20 protein-coding genes and 1 pseudogene are annotated in these 22205 nt (G+C 31.6%); 12 read left to right on the top strand and 9 right to left on the bottom strand.

Features of this window, described 5'->3' with window-relative positions; genetic code table 11:
• Positions 1-833: 833 nt before the first annotated feature.
• From FJ651_RS09010 to FJ651_RS08970, 9 genes and pseudogenes are all read right to left on the bottom strand, one after another.
• The gene (locus FJ651_RS09010; protein WP_140990187.1) at positions 834-5213 is read right to left on the bottom strand and encodes an AAA domain-containing protein; all 4380 of its coding nucleotides are present in this window, start codon (positions 5211-5213) and stop codon (positions 834-836) included.
• Positions 5214-5319: 106 nt separating this feature from the next.
• Positions 5320-6285: a DUF6371 domain-containing protein gene (locus tag FJ651_RS09005; protein ID WP_140990186.1), complete on the bottom strand. Its 966-nt coding sequence runs from the start codon at positions 6283-6285 to the stop codon at positions 5320-5322.
• 218 nt (positions 6286-6503) lie between these two features.
• Positions 6504-7817, bottom strand: a complete 1314-nt coding sequence (locus tag FJ651_RS09000) for a DUF3987 domain-containing protein (RefSeq protein WP_140990185.1) — start codon at positions 7815-7817, stop codon at positions 6504-6506.
• A gap of 75 nt (positions 7818-7892) precedes the next feature.
• Entirely contained in the window at positions 7893-8090 is a 198-nt protein-coding gene (locus tag FJ651_RS08995) for a hypothetical protein (RefSeq protein ID WP_140990184.1), read from the bottom strand.
• A gap of 60 nt (positions 8091-8150) precedes the next feature.
• Positions 8151-8438, bottom strand: coding sequence for a helix-turn-helix domain-containing protein (locus tag FJ651_RS08990; RefSeq protein ID WP_140990183.1), 288 nt, complete (start codon positions 8436-8438; stop codon positions 8151-8153).
• An 86-nt stretch (positions 8439-8524) separates the two neighbouring features.
• Positions 8525-9571: a hypothetical protein gene (locus tag FJ651_RS08985; protein ID WP_140990182.1), complete on the bottom strand. Its 1047-nt coding sequence runs from the start codon at positions 9569-9571 to the stop codon at positions 8525-8527.
• A gap of 52 nt (positions 9572-9623) precedes the next feature.
• The gene (locus FJ651_RS08980) at positions 9624-10883 is read right to left on the bottom strand and encodes a tyrosine-type recombinase/integrase (RefSeq protein ID WP_140990181.1); all 1260 of its coding nucleotides are present in this window, start codon (positions 10881-10883) and stop codon (positions 9624-9626) included.
• Positions 10884-11694: 811 nt separating this feature from the next.
• Positions 11695-11991 carry an Hsp70 family protein gene (locus tag FJ651_RS08975; protein WP_140990180.1) on the bottom strand — a complete coding sequence of 99 codons (297 nt, stop codon included), beginning with the start codon at positions 11989-11991 and terminating at the stop codon, positions 11695-11697.
• Positions 11992-12006: 15 nt separating this feature from the next.
• Positions 12007-12573 (bottom strand): annotated as a pseudogene (locus tag FJ651_RS08970) (phospholipase D-like domain-containing protein); the annotation flags it as partial.
• A 306-nt stretch (positions 12574-12879) separates the two neighbouring features.
• Between FJ651_RS08970 and FJ651_RS08965 the strand changes: the two are divergent.
• From FJ651_RS08965 to FJ651_RS08910, 12 genes are all read left to right on the top strand, one after another.
• Positions 12880-13083 carry a dodecin family protein gene (locus tag FJ651_RS08965; RefSeq protein WP_140990178.1) on the top strand — a complete coding sequence of 68 codons (204 nt, stop codon included), beginning with the start codon at positions 12880-12882 and terminating at the stop codon, positions 13081-13083.
• Positions 13084-13268: 185 nt separating this feature from the next.
• Complete coding sequence (locus tag FJ651_RS08960; RefSeq protein WP_140990177.1) at positions 13269-14426, top strand: baeRF7 domain-containing protein; 1158 nt, start codon at positions 13269-13271, stop codon at positions 14424-14426.
• A gap of 307 nt (positions 14427-14733) precedes the next feature.
• A complete protein-coding gene (locus tag FJ651_RS08955; RefSeq protein WP_140990176.1) occupies positions 14734-15198 on the top strand; it encodes a hypothetical protein in 465 nt (154 codons plus the stop codon).
• An 86-nt stretch (positions 15199-15284) separates the two neighbouring features.
• On the top strand, positions 15285-16085 hold the full coding sequence (gene proC, locus FJ651_RS08950; RefSeq protein WP_140990175.1) for a pyrroline-5-carboxylate reductase: 801 nt from the start codon (positions 15285-15287) through the stop codon (positions 16083-16085).
• A gap of 31 nt (positions 16086-16116) precedes the next feature.
• Complete coding sequence (locus tag FJ651_RS08945) at positions 16117-16509, top strand: DUF2721 domain-containing protein (RefSeq protein WP_140990174.1); 393 nt, start codon at positions 16117-16119, stop codon at positions 16507-16509.
• A gap of 70 nt (positions 16510-16579) precedes the next feature.
• Positions 16580-16924: a DoxX family protein gene (locus FJ651_RS08940; protein ID WP_140990173.1), complete on the top strand. Its 345-nt coding sequence runs from the start codon at positions 16580-16582 to the stop codon at positions 16922-16924.
• 2 nt (positions 16925-16926) lie between these two features.
• Positions 16927-17271, top strand: a complete 345-nt coding sequence (locus FJ651_RS08935; RefSeq protein ID WP_140990172.1) for a DoxX family protein — start codon at positions 16927-16929, stop codon at positions 17269-17271.
• Positions 17272-17302: 31 nt separating this feature from the next.
• The gene (locus FJ651_RS08930) at positions 17303-18235 is read left to right on the top strand and encodes a mechanosensitive ion channel family protein (protein WP_246085340.1); all 933 of its coding nucleotides are present in this window, start codon (positions 17303-17305) and stop codon (positions 18233-18235) included.
• A gap of 199 nt (positions 18236-18434) precedes the next feature.
• Complete coding sequence (locus tag FJ651_RS08925; protein ID WP_317130884.1) at positions 18435-19340, top strand: hypothetical protein; 906 nt, start codon at positions 18435-18437, stop codon at positions 19338-19340.
• A gap of 127 nt (positions 19341-19467) precedes the next feature.
• Entirely contained in the window at positions 19468-20124 is a 657-nt protein-coding gene (locus tag FJ651_RS08920; RefSeq protein ID WP_140990171.1) for a TetR family transcriptional regulator C-terminal domain-containing protein, read from the top strand.
• A gap of 15 nt (positions 20125-20139) precedes the next feature.
• A complete protein-coding gene (locus FJ651_RS08915; RefSeq protein WP_140990170.1) occupies positions 20140-21462 on the top strand; it encodes an ABC1 kinase family protein in 1323 nt (440 codons plus the stop codon).
• A complete protein-coding gene (locus FJ651_RS08910; protein WP_140990169.1) occupies positions 21449-22087 on the top strand; it encodes a flavin reductase family protein in 639 nt (212 codons plus the stop codon). The genes FJ651_RS08915 and FJ651_RS08910 overlap by 14 nt, the downstream gene beginning before the upstream one ends.
• Positions 22088-22205: the final 118 nt, after the last annotated feature.

Below are 22205 nucleotides of genomic sequence, written 5' to 3'. Positions count from 1 at the left end.
AGTATAGAGTAGTGTTGATCCATGTGTCTATTGGTTTTATGTAATGTTGGCAAGCAGTTTTGCGCAGTTGCGTAACTTAATTTTAACGCAAATAGCATTCAACAATGTCGGCTAATGATGCAACTAACCTAAAATTAGAAAAACTTTCCACTGCGCAGGTAAATTACTCGTAATTTACTGGTATTTTACTGGTATTTTACTGGTATTTTACCTTCGCCGTGCAATTATAGCGCATTAATTTAGTGCATACAGTAATTAAGAAAGTTTTTAATATTTGCTAACCTGGCTAAGATTAATAAACCTTCAGGTTAATGCTGCAACTAACCTGAAATTAGAAAAACTTTCCTCGGCGTAGGTAAATTACTGGTAATTTACCTGCGCAGTCCAATTATAACGTATTAATTTAGTGCATACAGTAATTAAGAAAGTTTTTAATATTTGCTAACCTGGCTAAGATTAATAAACCTTCAGGTTAATGCTGCAACTAACCTGAAATTAGAAAAACTTTCTTACTACGAATTGGGGTTAACAATAATTTACCGGCGTAGGAGAAAGTTTTTCACTTTTATAATTATTCTATAGTAAGGTAATAGAGATATTTAAGTTTTTCAATCTCCCTTTTTGTGTTTATGAGGTTTTAAGGATGGTGTATTTCTCGGTGTCTCTTTGTTATCTCTTTGCCGTCTGTCTGGCTTACCTGTTGATTTTGCTATCCTTTTAGGCCCTGGTTTTATTCCCATAATTTTAAAATATTTAGTTATTTTTTTTAAAATATTAATTTTCAGTGTTTAACAAATTTCAAACTTTCTAATATTTTAACTTTAAATGAAAATTCAATTTAAAATTTCCAAAATTTTTACATAATTATCCAAATTTCCAATTTTAACAGTATCCCCAACGCTCCTGCCTTTTAAAGCTATTGCCAGAGGTGATTTTATATTAATTTTTTGTACGCCATCATTTTTAAAAGGATTTAAAATAATCTGATCAACCAGTTGAACTTTTAAATCTTTATCTAAATTGATGTACTTGATTTTTACTTTAGAATTGAGTTCAATTTTAGGTTTATCGTTCTCATGAAATATAAGATCAAGTTCGCCAAATGAATTAACCTTTTCTTTGCTATCATTCGCGAAAACTGGACTGGAATTTCCTATTTTGTCTTCAACGCGCACAATATTATCAGTAAAAGCTTGGCTTGTACTTGATCTATCTTCGATTTGTAAATGAATTTGGCTTTCTACTCCTTTAATAAATTCAACTAATTTTCGTGTTTCGGCTTTTGAATTTCTCCACCAATTGGTACTCCAGATTCTATGGAACACAAAACCATGACCTTCCAATATTTTTTGCCTATGTCTATCATATAAGTAAGCTTCTTGACTAGAGTGATAATCTGCACCGTCACATTCAATTGCAATTGGCGGAATCCCCGGTTTATTTGAGTTGTAGACGAGATCAATTCTAAAACCGGCAAACTTTAGTTGAGGGGTGATTTTAGATTCATCAAAATGTTCTTTTAAAGCCTCAAAAACTTCTTCCTCGAATGGAGATTCTAAATCTGCATTAAAACTATCGATTGAGGTTGTCTTAGTTGAATTTTCAGCTAGATTGTTTAAGATAGCTAATCTTCCTTCTTCATCTTGTTCACTAACTGCTTTTGCATATGCTAAATATGCATAAAATACAGCTCTTCTATTATTTGACCCTTCGGTTATTAAATGTTCCTTATAATTCAAAAACACCTCTTGAGGAATAGATGAACAAACGTATATTTTATATTTTGCACGAGTAATAATAACGTTAAGAAGTTTGTATCCTTTTGAATGATTTATAGAACCAAATCTTTGGGCAAACTTTCCGTCTTTATTTATACCATAGGTTGTTGATAGAATAATAACGTCTCTTTCGTCTCCCTGAATGTTTTCTAAATTTTTAACAAAGAATCCATTATCCTCAAACTCTTGAATTTTATCATTAAAATCCTTAAAACTATCAAACTTTCTTCTTTCATTAATTTTACTAAGAATTAGATTTCGCTGATTTATGTTGAATGTGGCAACTCCAACTGATGGGTATTTACCATTTGGCATTTTTGAAATGTTATTTTCAATAATAGAAAGAACCATTTCTGCCTCTGCGTCATTAGAATTATCTGAATATGTACCGTTTACTTGAACGAATTTAATAGGATTGTAATCGAAACCATTTGGGAGTGGTTTAAGTCTTTGATTATAAAAAGCAAAATTCGAATAGTCAATTAAATAAGGATGCCTAGATCTATAATGAAAGTCTAAGTGCCTTTTATCAAAACCCAATTCAGAGGCAAAATCTAATAAAGATTCACAGTCTAATAAGGAATTACTTGCATTACTTTTAATTTTTTCAATCTCATCCTCAAAATCATCCTCATCTTCTATTGTTCCGTCAAAAATCTTACTGAAATAATTTGAAGGTGGCATTTGATGCTCATCACCTGCAATTATAATTTGTTTACCCTTTAAAAGGGCCGGCAAATTATCTTCAAGTTTCAATTGACTTGCCTCATCAAACATTACAATATGAAAATACTTGTTTTTACCTTTAAATAAATTACTGGCAACATCTGGAGTAGTTAGAATAACAGGGAAAAATGTGGTAAACAAATCAATATCAAATTTTACTATTTCTCTAAGGGAAAGTCTTCTGTACTTGGAACTAGCTCGTTTATTGTATAAATTTTCGACTGATAAACTTGGGTTACGGCGATCGAATTCTCGCGTTGCGTCTATTTGTTGAGAATACCAATATTCTGTAATGTATCTAATTTGTTCAGTCTTCAAATTCTTGAGAGAATGATTTAGTTCAATATGGTCATTATCATCTGTGGGCAAATCCATATTAGCATTACTAATCAGTAGCAAGTCAAAATAATTAATTAAAAATATTTTACGCCAATCATCTTGTTGCAACAACTGATTAATAACCATTCTTTCATCTGAAGAAATAGAATTGTAATATTGAAACCACTTGAATTCTTTTGAAAACAGGTCTTCATTATATTCGAAATAGTGATTTTTTATTGCAATCAAATTGTTAATCGATGTAAGAAACTCCTGGTGTTTTTCAGGTATTTCATCTTTTACCCATTCATCTGCAATCAATTTTGATTTTAAGTCATTCAAAGTCTGTTTTAGCTTATGATAAGATGCTGTAGCATACTTATCAATCAAATTTGAAAAGAAATTCAATTCAGAATATTCATTTTCAATTTTATTCTGAAATTGTAATTCTTCGCTGCCAATTTTTGTTGAATAATCATCGAGTTTTTTCTTCTTTTCTGCAATCGAATTACAAGCTCCAACATTTTGAAAATCGTCAAATGTTTCAGATATACTAACTAGTTCAGAATAGTTCTTTTCAAAAGCTAATTGGGCTGAAATCAACTCTTTTTTATTCTTTGAAAATATTGCCGAAATTTTATAAAACACGCCTGATGTCTTCCTCTCATCAAAAAAATCGGGTGAGCCTTGATATTCACGAAGTATATTACCTAAAGATTTTAAATATTTATCAATGACCCTTTTTTGTTGTGCATACTCCTTCCTTCTGATCTCAAAATACTCTAATCTTAATTTATTCCAGTTGTCAATTATTTTCGTTAAAAAATCCTCGTATTTTTTGAAGTCTTCTTTAATCCTTCTTTCAACCACAAACGGATTTTCACCTACCAATTTTTCACTATTTAAAAAAGACAATTCATTATATGGTTGATATTCCTGGTAAAGCGTTTGACCTTGCCTAATTAATTCAAGCCATCTATTCAACTCGTCTGTTTCGAACTGAAACAATTCACTATTTAAATTGAGTTTATAATCTTCTGAAAACCCTTTAAGCTGAGACAAGAATGCCCCTACTATATTCGTCCAATTGCTATTTCCAAGTAATTTTTCATCTAATTTTTGATGTCTTTTATTTATGGCATCTATTAGAGATTTAGATTTCTTAATTATATTATCAAGAGTTTCTTTGGAGTGCGTATATCGGTATTTTCTATAAGCTGAGTTATCTATTCTATCTCGTACAGAATCAACGGCAAGCCTTCTATCTTTGACTATATCTTTAATTAAGATAGTTTGAAAATTTAAACCTCTTTCATTTAGAGAGTTGCTCAAAACCTCTAAAGCCGTTCGCTTTTCACATACAACAATAGTTTTTTTCTTATTCTCAAGTGCATTAACCAAAATTGCAGTTAAGGACTGACTTTTTCCTGTTCCCGGTGGTCCTTGAATTAAAATATTTCGAGAGTGATTTAGTGAATGTAAAATACCTTGCTGAGAAGGATCTGTTTCGACAGATGAAATTGGTTGAAAGTAATATTCATCAATATCTTCCAAATCTATTGTGTCACCAGCTAGTTCTAATAACTCATTGTAATCGTTTATTATATTCTGTTTTTGAACCTCAAAAATTGAAAATATACCGCCAAAGTCAATAAAAGAATTATTTGAAGTTAAAGGCAAGGACTCATAATGTTTTTTATCACCTATTGGTGTGATCTGATTTAATTTTCTTTCAAACGTTGATTTTAAATCTGAAGGCGTTGATGTATTTATAGAATCGATAAGATTAAAACATATATCTATCAGCTCATTTTTATCTATAATACCATCTTCTAAATGTTCTTCTGATATTTGATTAATTTCAATTTTTGAATCATTTTGTAAGTGATTAATTAGAACTTCATTAATGTAAATGGGATCATCTTCATTTCTTTGAACTTCCCAAGTATTAAAATCTTTTGTTCTTTTAATTCTTAATGACCATATTAACACTGGTGCTACGGTCAACTTATTATCAGTTTGATCACGTCTAATTAAAATTGGAAAACCAAAGCCAAAAGTGTTAATACCTTTTTCTGACTCAATAGCATCAGTTTGATTTATTAAATTTTCGAAAGATTTCGTGATTTTAACTAATTGCACTTGGTCATCCTCAAAGAGACTATTAAGGTCTGGAACATTATCCTTCCAACTGATTTTGAACTTCAGAGGTAACTGTGTTAGTAAGGCATCTACAAAATTTTGGGGTAAATTTTTGTCGATATGAGATAATCTTGTTAGGTCAAATTTATATCTAGACCGACCTGGAATAGCATTTAAATGTACTCCTCTTCTGCTACCAACTTTTAGTCTATTTTGTAATTCAAGAAGAAATTTTTCGGTTAACTCCATTCTCTGTAGTTTTTTGAACCTCCAAAATATCGAGAATTTTTTAATCTACATTACGGTTTTCCGCATTTTGTTGATTTTTTTGAGATTAAGGATAATATGAACGGTTTTAGAGCAACGAGTTAAATATGGGATTTTCCTGGTTTCTAAATATATCTTCAAGGTCACAGTTATAAAGTCCTAGCTTCTTTAAGTTTTCATCATCGATGCCTGAAACCAAATTCCATATTTTGAGATTAAATCCTTGGTGATTCAGCAAGTCAATCCTTTTCTGTATTGCATTTACTGCGTTTTCACTGAAATCTGGTACAATTAATACCTTTTCAAATCCCTTTAATACCTCTCCTTTAGATTCAGTTAGTCCGTTAAGACCACCATAAGCAAGCCAAGTGTAGTGATTAGGAAATAAAATTGCACCTACAATTGCTGTTTTTTCACTTTCAACTAAAATTACTACTTGAGATTTGCAACCTTTAATAAGAAGATGCTCACCAAATAAACATGAATAATAACCACTGTCATTTGTATATGGAACTTTGAAGTTATTTGTTCGCTTGCCGTTTTCATTGTAATATGATATCTTAAGTTTTTGAACGTTGTTATTAATATTAATTGACCAAAACATGGTGCCACCATCTGTATATGTGCCTATAGCATACATTTCTTTAACTTCATCTATCTTATCATCACCATAATTTTTTCTAAGGTATCTTAATAAGTTATTTTCTGGCTCAACATAAAAGTGTTTCCAAATTTCGTTTTCATTTATAAATTTTTGCACCGGTAGTTCTTGTTGTTTTGGAACAAGCGAAGTAGTTTCAATATCTAATGATTTAAATCTTTTCTCAAATTTTCGTAATTCATTATTCCATATGAATTCATTATTGTTTCCGTCAACCCATATCGGTAGTGGAGCCGTAGTTTTTCCGCAAGAGAAACAATAACCGAATTTTTTGCCAAAATTTTCGGAGTGCTGAAACGCTCCGTTTTTATTAACTTTACCACAACATGGGGTGATGAGATTATAGTCTCGTTTTTTTGCAAAGATCATTTTTTGTTCTACTTTTTTTTTCATTGTAACAATTGTTTTATGTAAGAAACATGAAACTGGAAACTTTTAATTAATGGTTGTATTATAAACGTTTACAGTATCTTAACCTTATTTTTAGTTTATTGTTTGGTTTCCTAATTTTTTTGGTTGAGATTGGCTTGGAAACTTTTATTTTAATCTAAAGCTGCGGAAAGTATTGATTTTACTAGTGTTTTACTTATTTAATTAAAAGTTTCCAGTTTCTAGTTTCCATCTTTTATTTGTTTAGCATACAATTTTGATATATAGCTCTTCGAAAGCCCGGTAAGCTTGACAATCTCAGTTTGTGAAACCTCATTATTTACTGCTTTTTTAATAACTTCAGTGATGAACTTTTTGTTGTCAAAATTGTTTTTCCTCTTTTCTAGCACAATTTTAAAGTGAGTATAATAATATTCGTTGATTAGTATTGCCAGCTCTACTGTGTATGCGGAAATCTTGTCCTGATAGGCATCGTTTTGAGACTTTATCATTAAGTGACACAATAATACCAACTTGTGAATAGAAATTAACATTTTTGAAATATATTCACACTCGACATTAATTTCGCGCTGTATTTTATCTAAAAGAGACTGTGAATACTTATGTATCTTAGAATAAGCGGCTTTTTCAAAATTAATAAAAAGCTCTTCTTGGGTTTCTTCAATACTTCTTCTGTATTTCAATAGGTTAGTTAAAGAATTCTTATAATTTTCCATCACACTAACAGGTATTTCTAAAGTGGAAATTTTGGAATTATTTGTTAGCTTGGTTGTAAATAAAAATCGATCTATCAAACCGCTTTCAAGGTTTCCATTGGCAAACATTTTAGGGATGAATTCATCTTGAATTGATCCTAGCAGGTAAGGACAAGATTTTTTAATCCTATAACTGTCTGCTGTTTTTCTGGCAATGTCAACATGACTATTCGTGTTGCCTTGTAGAAGAAATGTTCTCCATGCGGTTCCATCGCTACTGTTTTTATTTGCCATTTGGTCAAAGAGGTAGTATAGTTCGTCAATAAAAATTCCAATTGAATAAGGATTTTGATAATGAATATGGGTTACGGCTTGAATAGTGGCGTTTTGTACCAACAATTGTTTTCGTTTTATTTTTTTAGATTCTTCTATAAATGAATTATCGTCTTCATCATCTGGTTTTGATTTGATGTATAAATCATATTCGTTATCGTCGTAGGTGTTCAATGGATCGCATGCGAGCTTCATTGCCGGAGATTTTACATCTCCACGACTACCAATAATTACAAAATATAAATTTGTATAATTTATGTAAGAAAGGCACTTTGTTTTAAAGGCCAATCCGCTGGCATTTCCAAAAGCAAACAAAATTGAGCTTAGCAAATATTCTTTGGGTATTCTTTTATGGTCAAACCCTTCCTGAATTAGCTCACTTATTGATGGAGGAAGCTTTGATATAATATCATTGAGCTGGATTAAGGCAATTTCCTTATTTGAATAAATCCTTTCTTCAATCTTATTTTGGATTTTATCAATTGTTTGATTTTTTGTATCTTGCATAATGTTTTATTTTCGCTTGGTGGTGTTAATAGCATAAAACCATAAAACATTGTGGTGATGCTTTAGGGTTGTTTTTTAAATTTGATTTGAGTCTGTATAAATTTTCATGTAGCGATTAACTGTTGCTGAATGAAATTCTTTAATTTGTTTGATTAAAATCGGCAACACAACTTTATGTATAGGGTGACGCTGTGCATCAAAATTCCAATTACCGACAAATTTTTTATAAACTATTTGCCGCGAATTTGCATGATTTATATTTGGTTCTGTCATTATTGCTATTTTAACTTATAATATCCTTTTAACCTTGTATCTACGGAGAGAAACAAGGTTTTATCGCTTATATTTTAGGGATTTTACTTCTTTGAGTATTGCTTCCAAATCTTCTCTTTTTATGAGAAGTTTACGTCCAGTCTTTGCTGCCGGTATGATACCTTTTTTAATGTAGAGATAAATTGTTTGAGTGGTGAGATTTAATTCTCTAGCTGCCTCTTCCGGTGAGATTTTTTCACTTTTTTTGTCATCGAAAAGTTCGTCTAATTTTTTTTCGATGTCATGAACTTTTTTGAATAAAGTTTCGAATTTTTCTTTGTCGATTTCTTGTAATACGATTCCTTTCATGGCTAAAATTTATATTTGAATGGAAAAGTATTACCAAGCGATATTAAGACATGAGATTATAAGAATATTCCTGTATTACTTTTAAATTAACATTTAAATAGATCTCGTAACAATTTTATTACAGAATGGGCCAACAAATGTTCATTCAATTCATTATTGGAAAATTTATCTGCCTCCTCATACTCTTTGATAAGTGCAGAAAACCTTGAATAGGAAGGAGTATTTGGGAAGGTATTATGCATTAGTTTTCTTAAATTTTGATTATTAAAATAAAACCTTATATCCTTATCTACAAGATGCTTGTACTTTTTTCTCAAATAAAAGGCAATAGCAACAGCCATTTGTTTAGAATTCAGTCTATGTCCATAATCAAAATTTTCATGGATAATTAATGACTCATTTATAAAAGAAGCTTTTTTTAATTCTTTAATGAATTCATTAAAATTATTTTCACCTATTAATTCTTGTAGGCATTTTAATTCTCTTGGAGAGTGACCTTTATCATTTAAGTAACTTTGCTGTTCTCTTATAAATGCCAAAACTTTGGATGCAATAAAAAACTTTTTCCAAAGTTTTAATACTCCATCTATCTTAGGATATGTCGAACTTGTGTTTGTTTCATTAGAAAAAATTAATTGAATTAGATCAAAATTTCCTTCTTTCAAATACATTTCTATCATTGTTTCAGCAACATCAATTTGCATCAAAATATACGATTGCCAAGAAGAAGGGTAAAATTTTATACTTGAAAAATTTGAATCGTAACTTGCAAACCATAAATCTGAAGGGAGTGTATCAAAATAATATTGATTTAAAAACTTTATTTTATCATGTTTAGAAAAAATCCCATTTAATTTATAGCTAATCATCGATATTTCATAGGCAGCAGAAATATTCTCTTCAATTATTTCTTTTATATAAAAATAGATCTCCTTTGTAACTGATTTACAAATTCTATATTCAGAATCATTTAGATGTAGAAATGAAATTAAGTTATACTTATCATTTGAACCTGCTTCTGATCTAGGTTTAATAATATTATTCTTAATCATTTTTTGGATTATTAAATCAAGCTCTGCGCTTGTTTGATAATTATTTCGATCCAAAATTCCTTTATATTTTAAATGCTTCAAAACTTACCTTTTTAATAATTTCTGTTCATTGGCTTGAATCTTTAATAGAGCACTATGCTTTTTTTAGAACTGGGATTTCAACCGTCTTAAATGTATCAATTACAGCATCTTTTGTTGTATCATCATTAACACTATAGTAAGATTCAATAATTTTAATATCCTTATGTCCGGTAATGGCCATGATGGATTTAATAGGCACCTTGTTATTGCGCATGAGAGTTATAAAAGTGCGGCGCGCAGTATGAGTTGAAATGCGATCAAAAAAGTTCTTAGTAATTGTGGTTTGCTCTTTGTTTTTAGTTTTTGTAAACTCAACTTCACGATTATATTCCATTTCCTTTAATAAGTTCTTGATATATTCATTTTGTTTTTGATTTGAAATGAGTGGTAAATTGTTTTTATACTTTCGAAGAATAAATTTAGCAGCATCAGTTAACGGGATTTTTCTATCTTTTTTTGTGCTATCCTTTTCTTCCTTCAAAATGAGATAATCTTTATAGACAGTTCTGGGGCTTATTCTAAATAATTCATTGTATCGCATACCAGTAAAACATTGAAATATAAAAATATCTCTTACTCTTTCTAGTTTCGTCGAGCTACATTTATGAGATATAATTTCGTTTAACTGATCTAAAGAAAGTGCTTCCTGTCTAGTAATAACTTTTTTTGGAGTTTTAAATTTCCGAAAATCATCTCTAAAACTGATTCTCTGTTCTAATGACCAATTTAAAAAGGTTTTTAATAAGCCTACATTTCTAGCAACGGTGTTAGAATAATGATTCCTGGTTGTATAACAAAACTCTAAAAATTTATTATAAAATTTTTCATTTATGGTATTAAATGATATTTTATAATTTTCCTTCTCTTCGAAATCTTCAAGTAAAGTTTTTAAATAATCATATCTTTTTTTGGTAGATGGCTTCCACTCTCTTAGTCCTTTCTTTTGATTGATAAATTCTTCAAAGACTTGATAGAATTGATTTTTATCGATTGCAAATTTCTTAAACTCCTTGTTGAATTCATTTTTAAGATCTGAAGCCGTGAAGGTTTGTTCCATAAGTTTGAATCTCTCAACAACCTTATAAAATACACTTGAATACCTATTCAATTGTTCCAATATGCTTACTACATCGGGAGCAACATTTCTACCTGATTTGTATGGCATTTTTTCAGTTGCATTCCAATACTTTGGTTCAATGACTTCACCTGTGGAATAGACAAATTTTTTAGCTTCATCCTTAAAGTAACAGGTAAAGAGGATTAATGTCTTTTCATTAGATTTGGGTTTTTTCAGAAAAAAAGTATGTTTCATAGATTTTTATTTCAGTGTCTCTTAAAATTTAATTCAATATCTAGTTGACATTTTGGTTGACAATTTGGTTGACATTTTAATCAATTTTAAATATATGTCAAATATATATTAAAATATATAACTACCAACATATCAGTTAAAAAAGTGAGTTTTAAACAATAATAAATTATGTTTATTTCAAGTAAGTTCGATAACCTCTTTCTCCGCCACAATCAAATGCTTCGCAACGTAGTTGCGGAGCATTTTTTGTTTCGCGTAAAATCAAGCTTGCTTGAAATTTGGAGCGAAACAAAAAATGCTATCAGGGCGATAGCCCGAAGCATTTGATTGTGGTATTGGATTCTCTCTCGGGGATCAACGCAGTTAATCACACTAAAACAAAAGGCTTCTGACAGCAAAACAAAAAATGCATTGAGGGCGATAGCCCAAAGCATTTGATTGTGGTATTGGATTCCCTCTTAAGGATCAACGCAGTTAATCCCTCTTCCTCCGTCAAAAAGTCCTTTATATGTTGATATACAGTGCTTTATTTTTTGATTTGACATTTTGGTTTACATTTTGGTTTACATTTTGGTTTACATTTTGGTTTACATTTTTAACGAAATAATGTACACTTTTTCTATTATACTATTTCGGAACTTCTTAAATAAAGGACCTATAAAAAACAATACAATACTAAAATTATGACTCTATTCGTTTAATAAAAATCAAAACTTCAACATGGAAGTTTAATTTTAACTTTTATTATTGTGTTTTGGTAAAGCTAATCCGTTTCTTCTTCAAGTAGCGGTGTTATTTCTTTGTTGATTATCTATCTTACACCATTATCTAATGAAAATTTTTCCATTCTTAAGATTCCATTTATGTCAATGGTGAAGTGATATTTAATCTTAGCCTGTCCTGCCGGTTTTTTAGTAAGTCCTCTAATAGTCATTCTAGCAAACTCGATGTTTTGCCGTGCATAAGGTTTTTCCCCATAATGGATTGTTGCAGTTGAGCTTGTTTGATTATCCACACTCGTCTGAACAATTTCAGTTTTCGTTACTGGAATAAAAGTACCCTTTGGAACGATCACTAAATATTTATTATGTTGAAGACTTGAACCAATCGAATACTTTAACTTTCATCGTCTTGTTAATTTAAGATCAAACGCTGTCTTTTGAACTGCAATGTTCCCGGGAGCTATTTGAAATGCACTTTCTATTATCTCTTTACGTCCTGTTGCTTTGGATTCAAACACAATGTCGTATGCTAAGTAGTCCCGCGCTCTTAGTAAGTTAAATTCGTCAACTTCAAACTTTGTTAATGGTCGAATTTTTTCAACCCTTTTAGTCATAGATTTGAGTCTTTCAAACTCTGAGATAAAAGCATCAATAGTTTCTTTTTCATCCTTAATCAGAAGAATATTTTCTCTATTTCGGTCCTCCGCGTAGTAAGTCCAATTGTATGAACCATTGATTAGTGTTTTATTATCAATAACACAAAACATATTATGCATCTTGAACACAAAACTTATTATGCATCGGGTTGAAGGTGTCAGAAAATAAAAGTCTCCTCCGCAATCAATAAAGCCTTGAAAGTTTAGTCCAGATTCACGGTTGTTAATATAATCGTTGTGAATTATCAACTCGACTTTTAGTCCTTGAGAGCGTTTTGTTATTAATTTTTGAAACAATGTTTGGTTCGTAAACCAAAAACGGCAACAACTATATTTTCAGTCGCACAATCAAGCTACTCTAAAATGGTTTGTCTTATGTTTTCAAAATGTGCTTTTACCATTACTAGTCATATTTGGTATAAATTGATGTCTTTCTATCAAGTACTATTTAAAGTTGATAATAATTTCTTTCTTTTAAGCAGTTCTGTTTTTGGGGAAGCTTACAATATGATAAACCTTTTAAAGTGATGCTAAAAGTTTCAAAAACTGATAAAGATCATTTTATAAGACATAATTAATCACTATTATGCTTTCATATTAATATTAAATCAATAAATTATGTCAGTATTAAAAGTAATAGAAATCTTAGGAAATTCTACAATAAGTTTTGATGACGCAGTTAAAAACGTTGTTAAAGAAGCATCCAAAACAGTAAAAAATATCAAGTCTGTTTATGTAAAAGATATGCAGGCAACTGTTGACAACAATCAGGTAACCCAGTTCAGAGTGACTACGAAAGTTAGTTTTGGTATAACCGATTAGTTAAGACAAGGATTTCAACAAGGTAAATACTTTACTAATTTACCTTGTGAAATCCTTTTGTTCTAAAGTATTTAAGGGTAGAATAATTTTTATGGCAATACTAATAGACAGTATTTTTAGTAAACCAGAGCATGGTTTACTGTGGCTACCCATATAATAAATAATAATTTTAAAAAACAAACATCATGTCATTACTATATAAAAAAGACATTGAAGAATTAAATAAGGTCAATGCAGAAAATTGTATTTCTTTATTTGTTCCTACGCATAGAGCAGGTGAAGAAGTATTGAATCATAAAGATGTGTTAGCTTTAAAAACACAAGTAAAACAAGTGAAACATAAGTTGTCAAAAAAAGGACTTCAGGATTTGGATATCAGTAAAATGTTAGTTCCTGTAGAAAAATTAATAGATGATAGTCGGTTTTGGAGTAATCAATCTGATGGTTTGGCAATTTTTTTAACCGATAGTTTTTTTAGAAAATATACGCTTCCTATATATTTTAAAGAATTTAACGCTGTTGCAGATTCCTTTTATTTAAAACCATTGATGCCTATGTTTGTTGGTAATGGGACTTTTTATTTGATGACGCTTCAATTAGAAACTGTAAAATTATATGAATGCACCAAATATAGTTTTACCGAGATTGTCATCGATGATTTAATACCTAAAAACTTACAAGAAAGGGTAGGCTATGATTATGAGGAAAAGAATCTTCAATTTAGAACGCAACAAGGAGGTAAAGGTCAGGCCATATTTCATGGTCAAGAAGGTGCCACAGGAAAAGACAAAAAAGAAATTAAGGCCTATTTTAGAGCCATAAATGATGGCCTCCGAACAATTTTAAGTAATGAAGACAGCCCATTACTTATTGTTACTCAAGAGTATCTTTTTTCCATTTACAAAGAGATTAATACGTATCAGAATCTAGTAAAGCAATATGTTAAAGTTGATTTTGATGCTATTGACATTTTTGACATTCATGAGATGGCATGGGAAAAAATGGCTCCAACATTTGACCAAGCCAGAAAGGATAAAATAGCACATTTTTTAGCAGATCAAGGCACAGGTAAAACGGCTGTTGAAATTAAAGCCATATTGCCAGCAGCTTTTGATGGAAAAATTGAGACTTTATTTTGTGAAAATATGGCTGATATTTATGGTACTTACAAAAAAGAAAATGGGACTATAACGCTTTCTGTAAGTGAGGACAATGACGATTCAATTTCATTAATGAATGTAGCTGCAATACAAACATTTTTAAAGGGTGGAGACGTTTATTTACTAGATAAGGAAGATATGCCGAATCCAAATTCAAAAATCAACGCATTGTTTAGGTATTAAAAACAAAATCATTAATGAAATTAATAATTTTAAAAAAACAGAAATAATTGTAATAATATTAATTATTACGTTTTAAGATTTTTTACGCGATTAAGTAAAATGGTGACGTTAATATTTTTTATTAACTCATAGTTTGAAATTGAAGAAACCTAGTCAATTACCCAAAGCATTTGAATATGGTATTCGATTCCACAACCGAGATGAAGACAGTTAATGCGATGATATCCAATGAAATGAAAATCTATAACGCAATGGGTTATAAATCTTTAAAATTCCTTAATTTTATCGTTATCATTCATTTAAAGTCATGAAACTATTAATTTTAATCCTTTCAATAGCATTCTTTTTTCAATCTTGTAAAAATCACACCAAAAAAGACAGCCAAACCACACAACAACCTTCAACTGATACTGTACTTCAAATTGAAAATTTCACCATATGGCCGGAAGAAGTCATGGGTTGCTCATGCTATTCATCAAAAAATAAAGAAGATTTTAGAAGCCAACGCTATCTGGTGATTGACGATTATTTTAGTAAAGCGCTTATTAAAGTCAACGGCAAAACTGAAACTTTAAATCTGGTGTCTAATGACACCTTAAACTCAAAAAAAGAGCGCCTAAAAATTTGGAAGAATGACAATTTTGAACTACGTGTTGAAACTTATGAAATAGATGCTATCGATGAGATTTGGGTTCACGAAGGGATACTTAAATTAACTTCGAATAACGAACAAACATTTGAAACAGCTATATTTGGCCACTGCGGATGCTAAATAATTAAACTTATAAGTACTTTTAATTAGGTCATTAGTTTATTTTTACAATTTAAATTGTAAATCAGCATTTTAAAAACATTGTTATGAACATTCTAATCATCGGTGGCGGAAATATGGGCTTAACCTATGCCAAGGCTTTTATCAACTCTCATGTGGTAACGCCTGAGCATTTAATGATTTTGGAAAAAGATAATCCTGATAAAATTAACGAGCTTAAACAGCTAAAAATAGCCGAAATCATTACCGATTATAAAGCCATTAAAAAAGCTGAGTTAATTATTCTGGCCGTTAAACCTCAAGATGTTCCCAAATTGTTTGCCGAAATTGTGGGTCACATCGAAGCAGATCAGGTGGTGTTGAGTATTATGGCGGGTATCACTATTAAAACCATTAAAGATAATTTAAAAGTTGATAAAATTATTAGAGCCATGCCTAACCTGCCGGCACAAATTGGTCACGGTATGACGGCTTTTACCTGCACCGATGCTATTTCGAGGCTTGAAGAACAATGGGTTCAAAACTTGCTGCAAACCACCGGAAAGACTTTGAATGTTGCCAATGAAACACTCATCGATGCAGTCACGGCGATTTCGGGATCAGGACCTGCATATATTTATTACTTTATGGATGCTATGATTCAATCGGCTATCGATATGGGCATCAAACCCGTTGAGGCCGAAATGCTGGTAAAACAGACCTTCTCAGGTGCTTTACACCTCTACCGACAAAGCAGCCACAATTGCCAAGAGTGGATACAAAAAGTAGCCTCTAAAGGTGGTACTACCGAAGCCGCTGTGAAACACTTTAACGAAAAAAATTTAAATAATATTATTGTTGGTGGTGCAAATGCCGCCTTTAAAAGAGCACAAGAATTGGGTAAATAACCTATTTTTGCTGTAAATTACAAAAGGCTGAATGGAAATATCACTTACAACCCCGGCATTATTATTTCCTGCAATTTCATTATTGCTTTTGGCTTATACTAATAGATTTTTAACACTAGCCACCTTAATAAGAACATTACACAAACAGTTTAAAGATGGTGCCGACCCAAATATTAAAGCGCAAATTGCTAATTTAAGAAAACGTGTTAATCTCATAAAAAACATGCAGTTAACAGGTATTGCTTCACTCCTGCTTTGTGTGGTAAGTATGTTTGCTATTTACGAAAATTGGCAGGTTTTTGGAAGTATCGTTTTTGGGGTTTCGTTAGTGCTATTGATGATTTCACTTATTTTTTCAATCATTGAAATTCAAATAAGTGTTAAAGCACTTAATATTCATTTAATTGATATCGAAAAAGAATAAAATGAGCGTTTCCATTCTTAATAGTAATAATGTTTGTACCTTTATTACAAACTAAATAACACCCTATATAATGAATCAATTAGTAATAGCTGCCCAAATTGCAGTGGCGGTCTCAGTGGCTTTCGTTTGGATTTTTAGAATTCATAATGTTATAAAAGAATTTAATCAGTTCAAACTAAACGATATTACCCGAAGTTTTGTTGGCTTCGCTAAAACATCGCTTGCAACCTTATTAATTGTAGGTATTTGGTATGATTCTTTGGTATTGGCTTCTGCTGTATTAATGGGTTTGTTTATGGTAGCTGCACAGTATTTTCACTTTAAAGCCGGTAACCCTTTTAAACAGCGTTTACCTTCATTAATTTTGCTGCTACTCTGTATTTTTATCGCTGTTAGTTCAGCTGATATCATCTAAATATGAACCTATACACATTTTGTGTTTTCTTTTCGGGCTTATCGTTCTTGGGTTACGGGATTTCGTATTTCACCGGAACACATATGAAAAGCGAGTTTAAACGCTTTCAATTAGAAAAATTAGGGTTGTTGGTGGTAATTTTGGAAATTTCAGGCGGACTCGGATTAATCATCGGATTTTGGCTTTCCAAACCGTTAGTCTTAGCAGCTTCAGGAGGATTGGCATTGCTAATGTTGCTCGGGTTAATTGTGCGTCTTAGATTAAATGACAGCCTATGGATCTCGCTTCCTGCTTTGTTTTTTATGTGTTTAAACGCTTATATTTTTTGGGTTGTACTCGGGATTTAATTACAATTTAATATCTTTAAACACTAACTTTATGTATAACTTGTCAATACCAATAGCTATGCTAATGTTCAAAGATTTCGATATAAAAAGGGCTTTCGAAAAAATACTTGATAAACTTTATGGCTGGGGTGAAGATATCTTATTAGCAACCCCTAACTTCCTGTTAGCCATTGTTGTTTTTGTGTTGTTCTGGTACGCTGGCAAATACTTTGGACATTTTATCAAAAAAGTTCTGCTAAAAAAGGTTGGTCAAGAATCCATCAAAGCAATTTTAGCCCGAACCGCCTTTATAGTTACTGTATTGGTTGGTTTCTTTACCGCACTAGCCATATTAGATTTAGACAAAGTACTCACCTCAGTACTTGCCGGTGCCGGTGTGGTTGGTTTAGCCATTGGTCTGGCACTACAGGGTACCTTACATAATACATTTTCGGGGTTTATTTTGTCGTTTTTACCCAATATTCAAATTGGCGATTGGATTGTTACCAATAATCACGAGGGAAGAGTTATAGACATCAACCTGAGAAGTGTAACCATTATGGAGGCCGATAATAATGCTGTGGTAATTCCCAATTCTAAAATAATTGATGCGCCTTTTAAAAATTTTACCGGTACCAAACGCTCAAGAATAACTATAAGTTGCGGCGTTGGCTATGAAAGCGATTTAGAACTTGTGAAAAAAGTTACTACCAAAGCCATAGCCGAACTATTTAAACAAGAAAAAAACGAAGAAATTGAGTTCTTCTACACCGCTTTTGGCGATAGTTCCATTAATTATCTCATCAGATTTTGGACGCCCATTAAAGACCGAAAAGATATTTTAGACGCTCAAAGTAAAGGTATTATGGCCATTAAAGCTGCTTACAACGCTAATAACATCAATATTCCGTTCCCTATCAGAACTTTAGATTTTGGTAAAAATAAGTTTAGAGCCGAAACACTCCATATTAAAAATATGGAATGACGTTTTTAAAAGTCGATCTATAATGTTATTTACCTAAATTAGAAAATATTCAATTAAATTATATATCTTCGAACAGTAATATTAAAAGAAACTGATTAGAAATTATGCTTTCAAATCAGGCAATTAAAAAAATTCCAATCAACCAACTTCTCATCAATCAATGCAAAAACAGCCAATATCATCGGGCTTAACATGCATTATGAAAAACACCAAATTACTGAGTTATTTATTTAATAAATTCCTCTCTGTCGATACAAAAGAAAAACTGGAACGGGTTATACTGGTTTTAGCTATTGTATCTTTTTTAATCCACTTACTACTTATCTATTTCGTGAATATTGGCGTGTTAACTGTAAGTGCCGAAATTACACTTTTTAAAAACCCGATTGCCGCTATCTATACGCCGTTTTCATTCATACTTATCTACGAAGTGTATTTACTGGTATTCTACATGCCAAAATCGGTTACCACTTATGTTAGTAAGCAATATGAAATCATTACACTTATTGTAATAAGACGACTGTTTAAAGATTTCTCCGATTTAGAACTCACAAAAGACTGGCTTGAGATTAAAGGAGATTTACAATTTACTTATGATATACTTTTGGCGATACTCATTTTCTTTATCATTTACCTTTTCAAAAAAAATATCCAAAAACAATCCCTAAGCGACAAAGACAAAAACTTAACCAAACTTAATATCGAATATTTCATCAATTTAAAAAAGTTAATTGCTGTTACATTGGTGCCTGTAATCATTATCTTAGCTGCTTATTCACTGTTTGGATGGCTGTCTGGCATTAACTGGAATGACGATTTAAATCTTGGTTCATTCGTTAAAATCAACAATATTTTCTTCGAAGAATTTTTTACTGTTTTAATAATTGTAGATGTTTTACTATTACTCATTTCGTTTTTTTACACCGATAGTTTTCATAAAGTTATTCGCAATTCAGGTTTTATTATTTCAACCATATTGTTGCGATTATCGTTTTCTGCGGAAGGACTACTCAACAATATTTTAATCCTATCGTCTATTGTCTTTGGTTTACTTATATTATTGGTTCACAATAAATATGAAACCATAAAACCATCCGAAGAATAAGGTCGTCAAACACATTGAACGGCATTAAGAGCCCTATCGACAACAGTGTTAAAGTTCAACTAATATTGTTTAACTTTTAAATTAATTCTTTAAACATTTTGTACCTTTACACTTTAAAATAATCATCATGGCCAAGAAAAAAACTATTACGGAAAACAACCTTATCGATTTTTACATGGATTACGTGTTAGAGCATGGTAAATCACCACATTCGGTTTATAAATTTGCTAAAGACAATAACTTTGAAGAAGCATTATTTTACAATCATTTTGGCAATTTCAAAGCATTAGAGCAAAAGATTTTCACAGCGTTTTTTCACAACGCATTAAACTTGCTTGCTACTAACGAAGATTACCAATCTTTTGATGCCAGAAACAAGTTACTAAGTTTTTACTACACGTTTTTCGAGATTTTAACTGCCAACCGCAGTTACGTTATTCATGCACTAAACAGCGAGGATAAGCCATTAAATGCTATTAAGTCCTTGTCAAAACTCAAATCTGAATTTTCAGACTATATTAAAAGTCTTGAAATTGAAACCTTCAATATTGATCAAGAACAAATCGAAAAAATACAACAGCGTACCATTGTTGAAACAGCTTGGTTACAGTTATTAGTAACCATCAAGTTTTGGATGGATGACACCTCAGCCGGATTTGAAAAAACCGATATTTTCATAGAAAAATCGCTTAAAACCAGTTTCGACGTTATCAATACGCAGCCCCTTAAAAGTGTGATTGACTTTGGAAAATTTCTTTTCAAAGAAAGAATGCAAATGAACTAATTAAATAAAATCCTATTGAAAACCTTAAATAGTATACCTACATCAAAAATTCAACGCGCTACAAAACTGGTTCAAACCGGTGCAAAAGTGGGCGTAAACTATATTAAATACTACGGTGATAAAATCACCAAAACCGAAGTTGAAGCGAAACAACGTCTCAACGAAAATAATGCCGAAGACATTTACGATGGCTTAAAGCAATTAAAAGGCAGCGCTTTAAAAGTAGCGCAAATGCTAAGCATGGAAAAAAGCATTTTGCCGCAAGCTTATGTTGAAAAATTCTCATTAGCGCAATTTTCAGTACCTCCATTATCGCCACCTCTGGTTGTAAAAACATTTAAAAATTACTTTGGTAAACACCCAAACGAACTGTTTGATCAATTCAACACCACATCGGTAAATGCCGCCAGTATTGGTCAGGTACATTTAGCTGAAAAGGATGGGAAAAAACTTGCTGTGAAAATTCAATATCCGGGTGTAGCCAATAGTATCGCATCAGATTTGGCTTTGGTAAAGCCAATTGCTATTAAAATGTTTAATATCAAAGGAAAAGATTCTGATAAGTACTTTAAAGAAGTTGAAGATAAGTTGGTTGAAGAAACCAATTACATTTTAGAAGTACAACAAAGTAAAGAGGTTGCCAACGCCTGCAGTCACATTCCAAATTTACGTTTTCCTAAGTATTACGAAGAGTTATCTTCAGATCGAATTATCACGATGGATTACATGCAAGGCGAACACTTATCTGAATTTGTAAAGCACAACACCAGTCAGGAAATGTCTAACCAGTTAGGTCAAGCGCTTTGGGATTTTTACATGTACCAAATTCACGTATTGAGAAAGGTGCACGCCGATCCGCATCCCGGAAATTTTTTAATTTCTAAAGACGGTGAATTAATCGCACTAGATTTTGGCTGTATGAAAATCATTCCCGACGATTTCTATGTGCCTTATTTTGAATTAGCCAGAAAAGACAGCATTGAAAATAAAGCGTTTTTCATGCAAAAGCTTTATGAACTTGAAATTTTAAGAACAGACGATAGCCCTGAGGAAATTAAGTTCTTCTCTGCCCTATTCCACGATTTGTTGAGTTTGTTTACACAGCCATTTCACAATGAAACTTTCGATTTTTCAGACCACACCTTTTTTGATAAAATTGGTGAATTAAGTGAGCGTTACACGAAAAGCACCGAATTGAGAAAAATGAATGGCAATCGTGGTTCTAAACATTTTATCTACATGAATAGAACGTTTTTTGGACTCTATAATTTAATGTTCGATTTAAAAGCTCAGAACGTACAAATCAATAATTTTCACAAACTGAATGAAGCAGTTTAACAGTGACGATATAGATCAACTGCATCACTTATACCGTATCAACCTTATTAACAGTTGCTCAGGTTATAAGTCGGCTAACCTTATAGGCACAAAATCTCAGGATGGTTACAGCAATGTGGCAGTGTTTAGCTCAGTAACGCATTTGGGATCAAATCCCGGCTTACTGGGCTTCTTTTTAAGACCAACGACCGTCATGCGTCATACTTACGACAATATTAAATCAACAGGGTTCTTCACCATCAATCATATTCACGAAAATATTTTAGAAGAGGCACATCACACCTCGGCCAAATATGCCAAAGAGGTATCTGAATTTGACGTTACCGCTTTAAACCAAATTTATCGCGACAATTTTCACGCACCTTTTGTTGGTGGTTGTCCGGTGCAACTGGCCATGGAATTTGTAGAAGAACATCCCATTCCTGCTAATAATACCATTTTGGTAGTTGGAAAAATTGTACATTTATACGTAGATGAAGATCTGTTACACAACGACGGTTTTATAGATTTGTCAAAAGCAAAAGTAGCAGCCATTAATGGCTTAGATGCTTATGCAGTACCTAATGCGCATTTAAGACTTGAGTATCAAAGACCGAAAGACGGTTATGCACGACGGGAGGATTAAGGTGACTACTGCCATTAAATTCTTTGCGATCTTCGCGACTTAGCGGTAAAAAACACAAATATAATTAGATGTCAAAGTACCGTGATTTATTGAATAAAGGATAGATACCAAATATAAC

It is taken from the genome of Paucihalobacter ruber, assembly GCF_006494535.1.
GTDB lineage: Bacteria > Bacteroidota > Bacteroidia > Flavobacteriales > Flavobacteriaceae > Paucihalobacter > Paucihalobacter ruber.
The sequence above is the reverse complement of the archived record's forward strand: the minus strand, read 5'-3'. Positions and strand labels throughout refer to the sequence as shown.

Excerpts from the sequence above, each read along its gene's own strand:
- FJ651_RS09010 (WP_140990187.1), bottom strand. The coding sequence starts at position 5,213 with ATGGAGTTAACCGAAAAATTTCTTCTTGAATTACAAAATAGACTAAAA.
- FJ651_RS09005 (WP_140990186.1), bottom strand. The coding sequence starts at position 6,285 with ATGAAAAAAAAAGTAGAACAAAAAATGATCTTTGCAAAAAAACGAGAC.
- FJ651_RS09000 (WP_140990185.1), bottom strand. The coding sequence starts at position 7,817 with ATGCAAGATACAAAAAATCAAACAATTGATAAAATCCAAAATAAGATT.
- FJ651_RS08995 (WP_140990184.1), bottom strand. The coding sequence starts at position 8,090 with ATGACAGAACCAAATATAAATCATGCAAATTCGCGGCAAATAGTTTAT.
- FJ651_RS08990 (WP_140990183.1), bottom strand. The coding sequence starts at position 8,438 with ATGAAAGGAATCGTATTACAAGAAATCGACAAAGAAAAATTCGAAACT.
- FJ651_RS08980 (WP_140990181.1), bottom strand. The coding sequence starts at position 10,883 with ATGAAACATACTTTTTTTCTGAAAAAACCCAAATCTAATGAAAAGACA.
- FJ651_RS08965 (WP_140990178.1), top strand. The coding sequence starts at position 12,880 with ATGTCAGTATTAAAAGTAATAGAAATCTTAGGAAATTCTACAATAAGT.
- FJ651_RS08960 (WP_140990177.1), top strand. The coding sequence starts at position 13,269 with ATGTCATTACTATATAAAAAAGACATTGAAGAATTAAATAAGGTCAAT.
- FJ651_RS08955 (WP_140990176.1), top strand. The coding sequence starts at position 14,734 with ATGAAACTATTAATTTTAATCCTTTCAATAGCATTCTTTTTTCAATCT.
- proC (WP_140990175.1), top strand. The coding sequence starts at position 15,285 with ATGAACATTCTAATCATCGGTGGCGGAAATATGGGCTTAACCTATGCC.
- FJ651_RS08945 (WP_140990174.1), top strand. The coding sequence starts at position 16,117 with ATGGAAATATCACTTACAACCCCGGCATTATTATTTCCTGCAATTTCA.
- FJ651_RS08940 (WP_140990173.1), top strand. The coding sequence starts at position 16,580 with ATGAATCAATTAGTAATAGCTGCCCAAATTGCAGTGGCGGTCTCAGTG.
- FJ651_RS08935 (WP_140990172.1), top strand. The coding sequence starts at position 16,927 with ATGAACCTATACACATTTTGTGTTTTCTTTTCGGGCTTATCGTTCTTG.
- FJ651_RS08930 (WP_246085340.1), top strand. The coding sequence starts at position 17,303 with ATGTATAACTTGTCAATACCAATAGCTATGCTAATGTTCAAAGATTTC.
- FJ651_RS08925 (WP_317130884.1), top strand. The coding sequence starts at position 18,435 with ATGAAAAACACCAAATTACTGAGTTATTTATTTAATAAATTCCTCTCT.
- FJ651_RS08920 (WP_140990171.1), top strand. The coding sequence starts at position 19,468 with ATGGCCAAGAAAAAAACTATTACGGAAAACAACCTTATCGATTTTTAC.
- FJ651_RS08910 (WP_140990169.1), top strand. The coding sequence starts at position 21,449 with ATGAAGCAGTTTAACAGTGACGATATAGATCAACTGCATCACTTATAC.